Raw genomic sequence first — 14,564 nt, forward strand, 5'->3', positions numbered from 1 at the left:
GGAGTGCAGACGTGTGCTCGTCCAAGCTCGAGCAGCGCCAGCGGCGCGGCCGGCAGCGGGCCGCCCACACTGGCGCGCAGCGTCGGGTACGCGCTGGCGTCACCGACCAGCACCCCGCCGAGCAGGGTGTGCGCGTCGTCGGACAGGACCAGCTTCGCGTAGACCCGGGTGGCCGGGTCGGTGAACGTGACGTCCAGGCAGCCCTCGGTCGCGCCGTGGGCGTCGCCGAACGAGGCCACGTCGACGCCGAGCAGCTTGAGTTTGGTGGCGGTGTCCGCGCCCGGGAAGGTCGCCGCGCCGCCGACCAGCCGGTCGGCCACCACCTCGGCCGTCGCGTACCCCGGCGCGACCAGACCGTGGCAGGTGCCGTCGACCGCCGCGCACTCTCCGACGGCCCAGATCCGCTCGTCGGCGGTACGGCAGGTCGCGTCGACGAGCACCCCGCCGCGCGGGCCCAGCGGCAGACCGGCGTCCCGGGCCAACTGGTCCCGGGGCCGGATGCCGGCGGCCACCACCACCAGGTCGGCGTCGAGGGCGGTGCCGTCGGAGAGTTCCAGGGCCGCGACGCCGCCGTCCGGGCCGGGACGGATCGCGGTGGTCGCCACCCCGAGATGGGTCCGTACGCCCAACTCGTCGACGTAGCGGCGGAGCATCGCGCCGCCGGCCTGGTCCACCTGCACCGGCATCAGCCGGGGCGCGAACTCGACCACGTCGGTGCTCAGGCCGAGCAGTCGCAGGGCATTCGCGGCCTCCAGGCCGAGCAGCCCACCACCGATCACCGCGCCAGCCCGCCGGCCCTGCGCGTACGCCCGGATCGCCGCCAGGTCGTCCAGGGTCCGGTAGACGAAGACCCCGGGCAGCTCCGTGCCGGCCACCGGCGGCACGAACGCGTACGACCCGGTGGCCAGCACCAACGCGTCGTAGCGGTACTCGCCGACGGCGGTGGTCACCACCTGCCGGTCCCGGTCGACGGCGGTGGCCGGTTCGCCGAGTCGCAGCCGCACCCCCTCGTACGGGGTGTGCAGGTTGAGTTCGCTCTCGCTCACCCCGTCGAAGTACGCCGAGAGCCGCACCCGGTCGTACGCCGGGCGCCCCTCCTCGGCCAGCACGGTCACCCGCCAGCTGCCCTCCGGGTCACGGGCGCGCAGCGCGTCCACGAAACGCTGCCCGACCATGCCGTTGCCGATGACGATCAGATCGCCGCCGCTCATCGCGTCACCTCCACCGATTCCGCCTGGCTCAGCCAGTCGACGATGCCGCTCACCGCGTCCCGGCATCCGCCGCATCCGGTGCCGGCCCGGGTCGCGGCCACCACCGCATCGACCGTCCGGGCGCCGGAGCGCCAACTTCTGACGAGTGCGCCCTTGCTCACCGTGTTGCACTGACAGACCGTGGCCGCGTCCGGCATCAGCGCCGGTGAGGCGGCCGGGGTCGCGCCGACCGCGCCGAGTGCCCGGCCGAGCAGCAGCGCCCGCCGGTCACTCGGCACCGGCTGACCACGATCGAAGAGTTGGATCACCGTGCCGACGGCCGGGTTGTCGCCGAGCAGGATCGCGCCGATCAGCCGCTCGTCCCGGATCCGCAACCGGGCGTACGTGCCGCGCGTCGGGTCGGCGAAGGTCAGTTCCTCGCCCGGCCCGCCACTGCCCGCGTCACCCATCGAGGCCAGGTCGATCCCGGCGGCCTTGAGCCGGGTCACCACCGGGCGGGGCCGGTACCGGGCCAGGGGGTCCGTGCCGGTCAGCACGTCCGCGAGCACCTGGGCCTGGGCCCAGGCGGGCGCGACCAGCCCGGTGAGCGCGCCGTCGTGCTCGGCGCAGTCGCCGATCGCCGAGATGGACCGGTCGCTGGTGCGCAGCCGGTCGTCCACCACCACGCCGCGCCGCACGGTCAGGCCGGCGGCCTGCGCCAGGGCGGTGTCCGGGCGTACGCCGCAGGAGAGCACCAGCAGATCCGCGTGGAGCGATCGGCCGTCGGCCAGGTCGAGGCGTACCCCGTTGGCGTCCGCGGCCACGCCGGTCGCCGACACCCCCAGTTGGACGGTGACGCCGAAGCCGGCGAGGGTGCCCGCGAGCACCGCGCCGGCCGCCGGGTCCAGTTGCCGTTCCATCAGGTGCTCTCGCGGGTGCACCACGGTGGTGGCCAGCCCTCGGGTGGCGAGCCCTCGGGCGGCCTCCAGACCGAGCAGCCCGCCGCCGAGCACCAGCGCGCTGCGGGCTCCGTCCGCGGCGGCGAGGATCCGCCGGCAGTCGTCCAGGGTCCGGAAGGGGACCACCCGCTCCGGCAGGTTCGCCGGGTCGAGGCCGGGCAGCGGCGGCACCACCGCACGGGCGCCGGTGGCCAGCACCAGGTGGTCGTATCCGATTCGTTCGCCGTCGTCGGTGCGGACCTCGCGGGCGGACCGGTCCACGGCGGTCACCGGTACGCCGCTGCGCAGGTCGACGCCGTGCCCGGCGGCTTCGGTCAACTCCACGTCCGGCTCGTCGATCCGGCCGGCCAACAGCGTGGAGAGCAGGATCCGGTTGTACGCGCGGTGCGGCTCGGCCCCGAGCACGGTGACCTTCCGGTCTCCCGCCCGGGCGTGCAGCTCACCGGCGAGGCGCGCGCCCGCCATCCCGTTGCCGACGATGACCACCCGGGCGGTCATGCCTTCTCCACCCGGACCGCGCAGATCTTGAACTCGGGCATCCCGGAGATCGGGTCCACCGCGTCGTTGGTCACCGAGTTGGCGCGTCCCGCCCCCGCGTAGTGGAACGGGGCGAACACGGTGTCCGGTCGGATCCCGTCGCTGAGCCGGGCCGGAGCGCGGAACTCGCCTCGGCGGGAGGTGACCCGCACCGGGTCGCCGTCGTCGATGCCCAGCCGGGCGGCCAGGTCGGGGTGCAGTTCGACGAACGCCTCCGGGGCGGCACGCCGCAGCGCGGCGACCCGTCGGGTCTGGGTACCCGACTGGTACTGCGCCAGCACCCGGCCGGTGGTGAAGTGCAGCGGGTAGGTGGCGCAGACCTCCTCGGCGGCCGGCCGGTGGTCGACGGCGTGGAAGCGGGCCCGGCCGTCCGGGGTGGCGAACCGGTTGGCGAAGAGTCGTGGCGTGTCCGGACCGTCCTCGGTCGGGCAGGGCCAGTACACCCCGTCGTCGGCGTCGATCCGGTCCCAGCTGATGCCGGCGTAGTCGGCGGCCCCACCGGCCGAGGCGCGGCGCAGCTCGGCGAAGACGGCCGCCGGGTCGGCCGGGAACCGGTCCGCCGCGACGGCGGCCGCTCGCACTCTGGCCGGGTCGGCGTCGGTCGGGTCGACGGCGGCCGCTCGCACAGTGGCCGGATCGGCCTCGGCTGGGTTGGTGCCGGCCGGGTGGACGTCCGCCGCTTCGGTCTCGGCGAGCCGGGCCGCGAGCGCGGAGATGATGGCCAGGTCGGTCCGGACGCCCGTCGGGGGCGGGCGTAGCGCGCGCCGGCGCAGCACCCGACCCTCCAGGTTGGTCATGGTGCCGTCCTCCTCGGCCCACTGCGCGGTGGGAAGCACCACGTCCGCCAGCGCGGCCGTTTCGGAGAGCAGGAGGTCGGCGACGACGAGCAGGTCCAGGTCGCGCAGCCGGCCCTCGATCCGGGCCGCCCGGGGTGCCGAGACCACCGGGTTCGAGCCGAACACCAGCAACGCGCGTGGGCCACCCGCAGTGCCGAGCGAGTCGAGCAGTTGGTAGGCGGGCACTCCCGGGCCGGGCAGCTCGTCGGCCGGCACGCCCCAGACCCCGGCCACGTGCTCCCGGGCCGCCGGGTCGTCGATCCGCCGGTAGCCGGGGAGCTGGTCGGCCTTCTGCCCGTGCTCCCGGCCGCCCTGGCCGTTGCCCTGGCCGGTGAGGCAGCCGTACCCCGAACCGTCCCGGCCGGGCAGACCGAGGGCGAGGGCGAGATTGACGTACGCGGTGACGGTGTCCACCCCCTTGGCGTGCTGCTCGGCACCGCGCGCGGTCAGGATGATCACGCGACCGCCGGTGCCCAGCGCGCGGGCGGTCGCCTCCAGGTCGGCCACCGGCACCCCGGAGAGCTGTTCCGCGCGGGCCGGCCACCAGGCGGTGACGCCGCGGCGGACCGCGTCGAACCCGGTGGTGCGGTCGGCCACGTAGGCCCGGTCGACCCAACCCTCGGTGAGGGCGATGTGCAGCAGCGCGTTGGCCACCGCGAGGTCGGTGCCGGGCAGCGGTTGCAGGTGCAGGTCGGCCTGGCGGGCGGTGGCGGTGACCCGCGGGTCGATGACGATCAGTTTTCCGCCGTTGCGGCGCTGCTCGGTGAGCCAGCGCACCAGCGGCGGCATGGTCTCCGCCGGGTTCGCCCCCACCAGCAGCAGGGTGTCGGCCCGACCCAGGTCGGCGAGGGGGAACGGCAGCCCGCGGTCGATGCCGAAGGCCCGCATCCCGGCGGCCGCCGCCGAGGACATGCAGAACCGGCCGTTGTAGTCGATGTGCCGGGTGCGCAGCCCGATCCGGGCGAACTTGCCCAACGCGTACGCCTTCTCGTTGGTCAGGCCACCACCGCCGAAGACGGCGACCGCGTCCCGGCCGGCGTCGTGCTGGACGGCGCGGATGCCGGCGACCACCCGGTCGAGCGCGGTGTCCCAGCTTGCCGGGTGCAGCGCGCCGGTGGCCGGGTCGCGCACCAGCGGGGTGGTCAGCCGCTCCGGGTGGTCGAGGAGTTCGGCGGCGGTCCAGCCCTTCTGGCAGAGCCCGCCCCGGTTGGTGGGGAACTGGCGCGGGTGGACCGTCACCCCGGCGTCGTCCGCGCGTAGTGTCATCCCGCACTGCAGGGCGCAGTACGGGCAGTGCGTCGCCACCTCCCGGGGCACCAGCCCCGGTGGAGTTGCCGACCGCGCACCGTCTGTCATGTCGGGAAAGCGTGCCGCCGGGCGGTTTCCGGTCCGGGTCCCTTCTGTTTCGGTCCTGTCAAGTGGGGCTCACACCGCACAGAGGCAGCGCGCGTGACGGGTGGGTGACGGCCGCCGCCTCGGCCAGCGCGGCGTAGCCGACCTCATCCCGAGGTGAGCGGTCAGCACAGGTCGCGGTGTGATCGACGGGTGAGGGACAGCCAGCCCAGGAACCGGGCGTGAAGTGCTCGCGGGTCAGGACGAACGCCCAGGGAGTACAGGTCGTCAACCGCGTCTTGCATGTTCGCTGCCAGATAGAACGCCAGGGCGATCGAATGGCCGTAGAACTCGGTCGCGAGGTGAAGCTGAGCCGGTGCACACGGCCAGGGCGCGGCGCAGTTACGGCAGCGCCACGCCGGGCGCATCGGATGGTGCGGGCGAGGGCGGCATGTCATCCGACCCTCACCGGACCGCGCTTGACGGGAGCGCGGCTGGTTGAGCGACGGGCCGCCGGGGCGGGCGGGTCCGGCCAGATCAGGCCGGCGGGCATCACGAACAGGGACCGGCGCGCGACCGCGTCACCATTCGCGGCCAGCTCGTAACCGTCAATCCACAGCCACCCGTCGTACGTCGGCCAGTCGAGAACGCGAATCACGCGGACGAAGATCGGGCGCATGAACTGCACACTCGCGGCGCGGGTCAGGTGCAGGACCTCACCCGTGCGTGGCTTCCGCGGCTTCGGCTTGGGTTTCCGATCGGGCTGCCTGTCCGGCACGGTGCTCTCCCCCTGGTCGTCACTTTGGGAAGGCGCCGCCTCGTGCGTGCTCGCCGTGGAGATCTTGGACAGTTTCCGTTCTCGCGTAACGGAAACTGTCCAAGATCTGGGCGGGTCAGGGGCGGCCCCGGTACGAACGGGTCCGCCGGGTTCCGTGGTCCCTACCGGCGGCGCCGTCTGACCCCACCTTGCGGGCAGTGATGGGACAAGAACAGCCCGTAGCGATATGGTCGCGAGACATTCCGCGCATCCGATGGAGGAAGTCGTGAACGATGCGCTACGCGCCGCGCTGGCCGAGACGGGGCACTCGATTGAGTCCCTGGCAGGGTTGGTCGGGGTCGATCGGAAGACGGTCGCGCGCTGGCTGAACCGCGACCACATTCCCCACCCCCGGCACCGGGAGGCGGCGGCGAGTGCGCTCCGACGGCCCATAGGGGACATCTGGCCGGACACTTCAAGACGCCGCGAGCCAATTTGGTTCCGACCATGGCAAGAGATCGAGCGCGAGGCGATCTCGCTGCGGTCGTTTCAGTCGACAGTCCTCCCCGGCCTGCTCCAGACCGAGGCATACGCTCGCGCCGTGCTCGCCGGAGCCGACGTCATCGCCCGCAGCGACGTCGAGCGGCACCTAGCCTCACGACTCGCCCGGCAAAGCATCCTGGCCCGTGAAGACCCGCCACACTTCACCGCCGTTGTTGACGAAGCCGTGTTGCGGCGGCCAGTCGGCGGACGAGCCACCATGCGTGAGCAGGTGCAGGCCCTCATCACCGCGTGCGGGGCTCCGCACGTCCGCGTGCAAATCGTCCCCTCTACCGTCGGCGCGTACGCTGGCCTGAACGGTCCCTTCGTGATCGCCGTGGGGCCCGAGCATCGGATTGCCGGCTACCTCGACAATCAGCTTCAGGGGCAAGTCGTTACCGGCGCAGAGGACGTAGCGGCGATGCTGGCCGCGTGGGAGAACGTGCGCGGCGAGGCGCTGTCCCACTGGCAATCCGTCGATCTACTTACGGAGATGGCGAAGACATGGAACTGACCGGCGCGCAGTGGCGTAAGAGCACCCGCAGCAGCGGCAATGGCGGCGACTGCGTCGAGGTCGCGGACAACCTGCCTGGCGTCGTTGGCGTGCGGGACTCGAAGGACCCGGCAGGGCCGGCGTTAACCTTCGGGCCAGCGGCCTGGCGGGCGTTCGTCGGTATGGCGAAGGCACACGACCCGGCCTGACCGGCATCGATGCAAAGGCCCTCGGCTCCTAAGCCCTAGGAGAGCGCCGGGGGCCTTTCGCGTGTCCGGGGTCAAGCGCCCCGCCAGGCAGTGCACGCGCGGCCAGATGGACCACGCCGACCGTTCTCGACGGTCCCGGCTCCACGGCGGCGGAGCCGCGGTGACTTCGCGTGCGATGAAGGTGGGAGCCGGACGCTTTGGAGCTGAATCGCTGACGACATCAGCGCCGGTCGCCGCTTATAATGTGGGAAAACTGTCTCAAAATATGGGAGACGACGATGAGCGTGACGGACGTGTTCGACGCGGTGGCCGGCACCTACGACGAGGCGCGCAGGCGGCTGGTTCCGTGCTTCGACGCCTTCTACGGCACCGCCGTCCAGGTGGCCGCGCCGCCGCTGCGCGCCGCGCTCGCCGCCGGGCGTACCCCGGAGGTGTTGGATCTGGGCGCGGGCACCGGGCTGCTCTCGCTGCTGGTGTCCGCCGCGGTGCCCGGCATCCGGTTGACCCTGCTGGACGGAGCCCCGGCGATGCTCGCCCGCGCCACGGACCAGTTGGACGCGCGGTCCGTGCCACACCGAGCGGTCCACGCCGACCTGGCCGACGAGCTGCCGCCGGGCCGGTACGACGCGGTGGTCAGCGCGCTGGCGATCCACCACCTGGACGACGCCGGCAAGCGGGCGCTCTACCGGCGGGCCGCCGCCGCGCTGGCGCCGGGCGGGGTGTTCGTCAACGCCGAACAGGTTGCCGGCCCGACCCCGGAGCTGGACCGGCGCTACGACGAGGTGTGGCTGGAGCGGATCACCGAGCTGGGCGCGTCCGCCGACGAGATCGCGGCTTCCCGGGAACGGATGCGTCACGACCGGCCGGCGACCGTCGCCGACCAGTGCCGGTGGCTGACCGAGGCGGGGCTGACCGACGTCGACTGCTACTTCAAGGAGTGGCGCTTCGCGGTGTTCGGTGGTCGGGCCGGGTAAGCCCGGCGGAATGTGCGTTTCGCCGCCCGGGGCCGAGCCGGTGAGCGCGGGGATGACTGATGGTCACACCGCTGGGTAATCTGCTCGGCATGACTGCCAAGGTGACTCTCTCGTTCACGGACGAGACGATCGAGGAAGCGCGGCGGTTCGCCAAGCGTGAAGGGCTGTCGCTCTCCGCGTGGATGGACCAGGCCGCCCGGGAGAAGGCGCTGCGCGAGGTCTTCACCGCGCACGCCGCCGCCGTGGGCCGCGCCGGCCTCGACCTGGAGTCCGCCGCCCTCGCCGACGCCCGCGAGGTGGGCATGGTCAACGACCTGTTCTCCGGCGGACGGCCGCGTGCTGCGTAGGGGTGAGATCTGGCGCATCGAGGGCGCCCGGGAACGCCTCGGCCTCGTGATCAGCTCGGACGTCTACAACTCCACCGACGTGCCCATCGTGATCGTGGTCGAGGTGGTCGAGGAGTCGCTCCTGCGGGACTCGCCGCTCGCCGTGTCGATGGGCCGGTACGTGGTGATGCCCGACCGGATCTCCTCGCCCATGAAGAAGTGGTTCACCGAGTGTGTGGACGTCGCCGACACCGACACCATGCTCCGGGTCGGCCGCGCGCTGCGCATCCTCCAGCAGGTCTGACCGCCCCCGGGTGGCGTGCTCACCATCGCCGCCGGCCGGTGGTGCGATCCCCGTTTCCGGCCCGACCCGCGACGGGCACTGCCAGGTAACCGGACGTTCCTAGCGTTTCCCCTCGTCACATCGACGAGGAGGAGCCGCCGTGAGCACGCTCACCAGCACCGCAGTCACCGCCGAGCCGCCTGCCGTCACCGGTCGCCGGCAACCGCTGCACGACTGGCGCCCCGAGGACCCGGACTTCTGGCAGACCACCGGCGCGCCGATCGCCCGACGCAACCTCTGGGTCTCGATCTTCGCGGAGCACGTCGGCTTCTCGGTGTGGAGTCTCTGGTCGGTCACCGTGCTCTTCCTCGGCCCCGCGTACGGCATCGACCCGGCCGGGAAGTTCCTGCTCACCGCCGTGCCGGCCGCACTGGGCGCGGTGCTGCGGCTGCCGTACACGCTTGCGGTGGCCCGCTTCGGCGGACGACGCTGGACGATCATCAGCGCACTGCTGTTGCTGGTACCCGCGGTGCCGATGACGGTGCTGCTGGAACCCGGGGTCTCCTACACCACCCTGATGGTGCTCGCCTGCCTCACCGGGGTCGGTGGCGGCAACTTCGCCTCCTCGATGGCGAACATCAACCTGTTCTACCCGCAGCGGCTGAAGGGACGGGCGCTCGGGCTCAACGCCGGTGGCGGCAACCTGGGCGTACCCGCCGTGCAGTTGGTCGGCCTGGCGGTCCTCGCCACCGCGGGTGCCGCGTACCCCCGGCTGGTGCCGGCGGTCTACCTGCCGCTGATCGTGCTGGCCGCGCTGGCGGCGGCCCGCTGGCTGGACACCGTGCCCGGGGCGCGCAACGAGCCGGGCGCGTTGCGGGAGGCGGCCCGCGACCCGCACACCTGGGCGATGTCACTGCTGTACATCGGCACCTTCGGCTCGTTCATCGGCTTCGGGTTCGCCTTCGGTCAGGTGCTCCAGCTCCAGTTCGCCGAGCGGTTCCCCACCCCGGTCGACGCCGCCTGGCTGACCTTCCTGGGGCCGCTGGTCGGCTCGCTGATCCGGCCGCTGGGCGGGCACCTCGCCGACCGGTTGGGCGGGGCCCGGGTGACCTTCTGGAACTTCGTGGCGATGGCGGCCGGCGCGAGCACCGTGCTGTACGCGGCCCGGGAGCGCTCGTTCGGGCTCTACCTGACCGGGTTCCTCGCCCTCTTCGTCTTCTCCGGCGTCGGCAACGGCTCCACGTACAAGATGATCCCGGCGATCTTCCGGGCCCGGGCGGCGGACGCGGTGGCCACGGGGCACCGTGATCCGGAGGCCGCCGCGCGGTGGGCGCGGCGGATGACCGGCGCGTTGATCGGCATCGCGGGCGCGATCGGCGCCTCCGGTGGGGTGCTGGTCAACATCGCGTTCCGCCAGTCGTTCCTCAGCTCGGGCAACGCCGACGCCGCCTACCTGGCCTTCATCGGCTGGTACGCGTTGTGTTTCGCGATCACCTGGGTGGTCTACCGTCGTCCGCGACCCGGTCGACTCGCCAACGTGTGAGCTGAGCCACCCTCGGCGCGTCGCCGCGCGGCACCGCACCCCCGTTTTGACCTGCGGACGGGGCGCCGGGTATCGTTGCCTGCTGTTGTACGACATCCAGAGGCGTGCCCCTTCAGGTACGCTTGGTCGTTCGTGCGCGCTGGTCCGGCCTGCTAGATCTGGTCACCTCGGCGCGCGACCCCAGACCGACGACGAGACAAGGTAGACCTGTGCGTACGTACAGCCCGAAGCCGGGTGAGATCGAGCGTCAGTGGCACGTCATCGACGCCTCTGATGTCGTGCTGGGCCGCCTGGCCACCCACGCCGCCACGTTGCTGCGTGGTAAGCACAAGCCGACTTTCGCGCCGCACGTCGACACGGGCGACTTTGTCGTCATCGTGAACGCGGGCAAGGTTGCGCTGACCGGCAACAAGCGCCAGACCAAGGTCGCTTACCGCCACTCCGGTTACCCGGGTGGTCTGAAGCAGATCGGCTATGACGAGCTGCTGACCAAGCGTCCCGAGCGAGCCATCGAGCTGGCTGTGAAGGGGATGCTCCCGCACAACAAGCTCGGCCGTCAGCTGATCAAGAAGCTGAAGGTCTACGCCGGTGCCGAGCACCCGCACCTCGCGCAGCAGCCGGTGCCGTTCGAGATCAAGCAGATCGCGCAGTGAGCGCGGGCGAAGGAAGCAGCATGACCGACATCATCGAGACCGAGGTTGCCCCGGAAGCCCCTGAGGCCACCGAGGCGCCGGCGCCCGTCGCCCGCGCGCCTCGTGGTGACCGGCCGATCCAGACCGTGGGCCGCCGCAAGGAGGCCATCGTCCGGGTGCGCATCGTCCCGGGCACCGGCAAGATCACCTGCAACGGCCAGGACCTCGAGGCGTACTTCCCGAGCAAGGTGCACCAGCAGCTCATCAAGGACCCGCTGGTCACCGCCGAGAAGCTCGAGCAGTTCGACGTGATCGCCAACCTGCGTGGCGGCGGCACCACCGGCCAGGCCGGTGCGCTCCGGCTGGGCATCGCCCGTGCGCTGATCATCAACGAGCCGGACGACCGCCCGGCCCTGAAGAAGGCCGGCTTCCTCACCCGTGACGCCCGGGTCAAGGAGAGCAAGAAGTACGGCCTCAAGAAGGCCCGTAAGGCTCCCCAGTACTCGAAGCGCTGATCTTTCCCAGCGCGTTGTACTTCTGACGGACGGCCGGTCCGCCTCCCCCTCGTCGGGGGAGGTGGGTCGGCCGTTCCGCTTTCTCCTCACAGGCAGTGCTCATTCGGAGGTTGGCGGGTATGGGTCGGTTGTTCGGCACGGACGGCGTACGCGGGCGGGCAAACGCGGATCTCACCCCGGAGTTGGCGCTGGCGCTCGCGGTGGCCGCGGCGCACACACTGGCCGAGACGGACCGCAGCCATCCGCCGCTCGCCGTCGTCGGCCGGGACACCCGCGCCAGTGGCGAGATGCTGGAGGCCGCCGTGGTCGCCGGGCTGACCAGCGCCGGCGCCAACGTGGTGCGGGTCGGCGTGCTGCCCACCCCCGCGGTGGCGTTCCTCACCGCCGAGGCCAAGGCCGACCTGGGTGTGATGCTCTCCGCGTCACACAACCCGATGCCGGACAACGGCATCAAGCTCTTCGCCGCCGGTGGGCACAAGCTGCCCGACGAGATCGAGATGCAGATCGAGGCGGCCGTCGAGACGAACGCCACCACCGCCTGGGACCGGCCGACCGGCGCCGGCGTCGGCCGTGTGCACGACCTGCTCGACGGCGCCGATCACTACGTCCAGCACCTGGTGGGCACCGTTCCGCACCGGCTCGACGGGATCAAGGTCGTGGTCGACTGCGCCAACGGCGCCGCCGCCGAGGTCGCCCCCGTCGCCTACCGGGAGGCCGGCGCGGAGGTCATCGCCATCCACGCCGAGCCCGACGGGCTGAACATCAACGACGACTGTGGCTCCAACCACATCGAGGCGCTGCGCGCCGCCGTGGTAGAGCACGGCGCCCACCTGGGCATCGCCCACGACGGCGACGCCGACCGCTGCCTGGCGGTCACCGCCGACGGCGACGAGGTGGACGGCGACCAGGTCATGGCGATCCTCGCGCTGGCCATGCGGGACGCCGGCACGCTCACCCAGGACACCCTGGTGGCCACCGTGATGAGCAACCTCGGGCTGCGGCTCGCGATGTCCGCGCAGGGCATCCGCCTGATCGAGACGAAGGTCGGCGACCGGTACGTGCTGGAGGAGCTGCGCGCCTCCGGGCTGGCGCTCGGCGGTGAGCAGAGCGGTCACATCGTCATGCCCGCGCACGCCACCACCGGCGACGGGGTGCTCACCGGCCTGCACCTGATGGCTCGGATGGCGGCCACCGGCCAGTCCCTCGCCGAGCTGGCCTCGGTGGTCACCAAGCTGCCCCAGGTGCTGATCAACGTGCCGGTCGGTGACCGGACCGTCGGCGCCGCCGCGCCCGCCGTACGCGCCGAGGTCGAGCGGGCCGAGGCGGAGCTGGGGGAGACCGGCCGGGTGCTGCTGCGCCCGTCGGGCACCGAGCCGCTGGTCCGGGTGATGGTCGAGGCGGCCACCGAGGCGACCGCCCGTGAGGTCGCCGAGCGAATCGCCGAGCTGGTCCGCACCGCGAGCCCCGTCGGATAGGGCAGTCGGAGGCTGTGGAGCTGAACCGTTCACGGCATCAGCTCCACAGCGTCAGCGTCAGCGGCTCGGGCTTAGCGCGCGCAGCCGGGTGACCGCCTCGGTCAGCACCTCGGGGCGCTTGCAGAAGGCGAACCGGACCAGCCGCCGGCCCGCGTCGGTGTCGTCGTAGAAGACCTGGGTGGGCACCGCCACCACACCGCAGCGCTCGGGCAACGAGCGGCAGAACTCCACCCCGTCCCGGCCGCCGAGGGCGGTGATGTCGGCGGTGACGAAGTACGTCCCCTCCGAGTCGAGCACCTCGAACCCGGCGTCGGTGAGGCCACCGACGAGCTGGTCACGCCGCTGCTGGAGACTGTCCCGGAAGCCGGTGTAGTAGGCGTCCGGCAGGGCCAGCGCCACGGCCACCGCCGGTTGCAGCGGCGCGGCGTTCACAAAGGTGAGGAACTGCTTCACCCGGAGCACCGCCGAGACCAGGGCCGCCGGGCCGCTCGCCCAGCCGACCTTCCACCCCGTGCAGGAGAACGTCTTGCCGGCCGACGAGATGCGCAGCGTCCGCTCCCGCATCCCGGGTAGGGCCGCCAGCGGCACGTGCCGGCTCGCCGCGTCCGTGAAGACGAGGTGCTCGTACACCTCGTCGGTGACCGCGTACGCGCCGAACTCCTGGCACAACTCGGCGACCTGCGCCAACTCGGCCGGGGTGAAGACCTTGCCGGTCGGGTTGTGCGGTGAGTTCAGCAGCACCAGCCGGGTGCGCGGGCCGAACGCCGCGCGCAGCGCCGCCGGGTCGAAGGCGTACCGGCCGTCGGCCGTGGGACGCAACGTCACCGGCCGGCGGACCGCGCCGGCCAGCGCGATCGAGGCGGCGTACGAGTCGTAGTACGGCTCGAAGCAGACCACCTCGTCACCCGGTTCGCAGAGAGCGAGGATGCTCGCCGCGACCGCCTCGGTCGCGCCCGCCGTGATCACGATCTCGCCGTCCGGGTCGTACGCCAGGTCGTGGAACCGCAGCTGATGCGCCGCGACGGCCGCGCGCAGGGCGGGGATCCCCGGGCCTGGCGGGTACTGGTTCTGCCCGCCGCGCAGCGCCTCGGCGGCGGCGGCAAGCATCTCCGGCGGGCCGTCGGTGTCGGGGAAGCCCTGCCCGAGGTTGACCGCGCCGGTGCGCACGGCGAGGGCGGACATCTCGGCGAAGATCGTCGTGCCGAACGGCCGCATCCGGGCCACCAGCGGGTCGACATCGGTGCTCGTCGTCACCTGCGCCAGCCTACGACCACCCACCGCCCGAACCCCAGCCTCATTCCTGCGCGCAACTGGTCGCCCGGTACCCCCGAGTCTTGTTGATGACCGGCTTGCCGGCGCCGGTGACCGTGACGGTGCAGTCGAGTGGTTGCCCACCCTCGTCGTCGACCCACCTGGCCTCCACCATGACCCGGCTCTTGCCGTTGGTGCGGATGGTGGTGCGCCAGGGCAGCTTCTGGCCGTCGACGTGGATGAGGTCGCTCTCGGCGTCGAAGTACGCGAGGTCGACCGTGCCCGCCCCGGTGACCTCGTAGACCACAGTCACCGGGGCCGGCCCTGAGGTCGGTCGCGTGATCGGCTGCTTGCTGGGAGTGGGTGCCACGGTGGGCCGTCCGGTGCTGGGTCGCTCCGGGACGAGCGGCCCGTCGCTCGGTGGGGTCCAGCCGTCGTCGTCGGAATAGCCCCACGGTTCTTCGGCGACGGAGTCCGGGTTGGTCTGGTCGAGCCACAGGCCACCCACGCAGAGGCAGCCACACACGAGTAGGACGAGTGCCACGACGACCGCGACGACGATCCCGACGACCCGCCCGCTGCTCGTGGCCGGCTTGCCGGGGACCTGCGGATACCCGGGGTAGGCGTACGGCGGCGGATAGCCGGGCGGCGGCCATCCGGTGCCGGGCGGCGGCCAGCCGGCGGCCGGCGGCTGCCCGTCGGGCGTGGGCCA

General features: G+C 72.3%; 15 protein-coding genes. 9 read left to right on the plus strand and 6 right to left on the minus strand.

The features are described 5' to 3' along the window. The 4 genes from PSH25_RS10935 to PSH25_RS10955 form a co-directional block, all read right to left on the minus strand. Window positions 1-1,211: NAD(P)/FAD-dependent oxidoreductase (locus tag PSH25_RS10935; protein ID WP_238658973.1), on the minus strand; the 1,211-nt coding region annotated here is incomplete at its 3' end. Next, complete coding sequence (locus PSH25_RS10940) at window positions 1,208-2,647, minus strand: FAD-dependent oxidoreductase (protein WP_238658975.1); 1,440 nt, start codon at window positions 2,645-2,647, stop codon at window positions 1,208-1,210. The genes PSH25_RS10940 and PSH25_RS10935, both read right to left, overlap by 4 nt. Then, window positions 2,644-4,878, minus strand: coding sequence for a molybdopterin oxidoreductase family protein (locus PSH25_RS10945; RefSeq protein ID WP_238658976.1), 2,235 nt, complete (start codon window positions 4,876-4,878; stop codon window positions 2,644-2,646). Before PSH25_RS10945 ends, PSH25_RS10940 begins: the two co-directional genes overlap by 4 nt. 430 nt (window positions 4,879-5,308) lie before the next feature. Further along, window positions 5,309-5,533 (minus strand): hypothetical protein, encoded by a 225-nt coding sequence (locus tag PSH25_RS10955; RefSeq protein ID WP_238658992.1) that lies wholly within the window; start codon window positions 5,531-5,533, stop codon window positions 5,309-5,311. A 364-nt stretch (window positions 5,534-5,897) separates the two neighbouring features. Between PSH25_RS10955 and PSH25_RS10960 the strand changes: the two genes are divergently transcribed. From PSH25_RS10960 to glmM, 9 genes are all read left to right on the plus strand, one after another. Further along, window positions 5,898-6,665 (plus strand): helix-turn-helix domain-containing protein, encoded by a 768-nt coding sequence (locus PSH25_RS10960; protein WP_238658980.1) that lies wholly within the window; start codon window positions 5,898-5,900, stop codon window positions 6,663-6,665. Continuing rightward, window positions 6,656-6,853: a DUF397 domain-containing protein gene (locus tag PSH25_RS10965; RefSeq protein WP_238658982.1), complete on the plus strand. Its 198-nt coding sequence runs from the start codon at window positions 6,656-6,658 to the stop codon at window positions 6,851-6,853. The genes PSH25_RS10960 and PSH25_RS10965 overlap by 10 nt, the downstream gene beginning before the upstream one ends. Window positions 6,854-7,131: 278 nt before the next feature. Continuing rightward, on the plus strand, window positions 7,132-7,827 hold the full coding sequence (locus tag PSH25_RS10970; protein ID WP_238658984.1) for a class I SAM-dependent methyltransferase: 696 nt from the start codon (window positions 7,132-7,134) through the stop codon (window positions 7,825-7,827). A 59-nt stretch (window positions 7,828-7,886) separates the two neighbouring features. Beyond that, window positions 7,887-8,174, plus strand: coding sequence for a DUF6364 family protein (locus PSH25_RS10975; RefSeq protein ID WP_238658986.1), 288 nt, complete (start codon window positions 7,887-7,889; stop codon window positions 8,172-8,174). Then, entirely contained in the window at window positions 8,164-8,457 is a 294-nt protein-coding gene (locus tag PSH25_RS10980; protein ID WP_238658988.1) for a type II toxin-antitoxin system PemK/MazF family toxin, read from the plus strand. The genes PSH25_RS10975 and PSH25_RS10980 overlap by 11 nt, the downstream gene beginning before the upstream one ends. A gap of 139 nt (window positions 8,458-8,596) precedes the next feature. After that, entirely contained in the window at window positions 8,597-9,979 is a 1,383-nt protein-coding gene (locus tag PSH25_RS10985) for a nitrate/nitrite transporter (protein ID WP_238658989.1), read from the plus strand. 209 nt (window positions 9,980-10,188) lie between these two features. Continuing rightward, window positions 10,189-10,632, plus strand: coding sequence for a 50S ribosomal protein L13 (gene rplM / locus PSH25_RS10990; RefSeq protein WP_053653864.1), 444 nt, complete (start codon window positions 10,189-10,191; stop codon window positions 10,630-10,632). Window positions 10,633-10,652: 20 nt separating this feature from the next. Next, window positions 10,653-11,126, plus strand: a complete 474-nt coding sequence (rpsI, locus tag PSH25_RS10995; RefSeq protein ID WP_112626216.1) for a 30S ribosomal protein S9 — start codon at window positions 10,653-10,655, stop codon at window positions 11,124-11,126. A gap of 119 nt (window positions 11,127-11,245) precedes the next feature. After that, entirely contained in the window at window positions 11,246-12,601 is a 1,356-nt protein-coding gene (gene glmM / locus PSH25_RS11000; protein ID WP_238658990.1) for a phosphoglucosamine mutase, read from the plus strand. Window positions 12,602-12,658: 57 nt separating this feature from the next. Here the strand turns inward: glmM and PSH25_RS11005 are convergent, their stop codons facing one another. Both PSH25_RS11005 and PSH25_RS11010 read right to left on the minus strand, forming a co-directional pair. Then, on the minus strand, window positions 12,659-13,855 hold the full coding sequence (locus PSH25_RS11005; protein WP_308193651.1) for a pyridoxal phosphate-dependent aminotransferase: 1,197 nt from the start codon (window positions 13,853-13,855) through the stop codon (window positions 12,659-12,661). A 40-nt stretch (window positions 13,856-13,895) separates the two neighbouring features. Next, window positions 13,896-14,564: MmpS family transport accessory protein (locus PSH25_RS11010; RefSeq protein ID WP_238658991.1), on the minus strand; the 669-nt coding region annotated here is incomplete at its 5' end.

The organism is Micromonospora foliorum, from assembly GCF_022229015.1.
In the GTDB taxonomy this organism is placed as follows: domain Bacteria; phylum Actinomycetota; class Actinomycetes; order Mycobacteriales; family Micromonosporaceae; genus Micromonospora; species Micromonospora foliorum.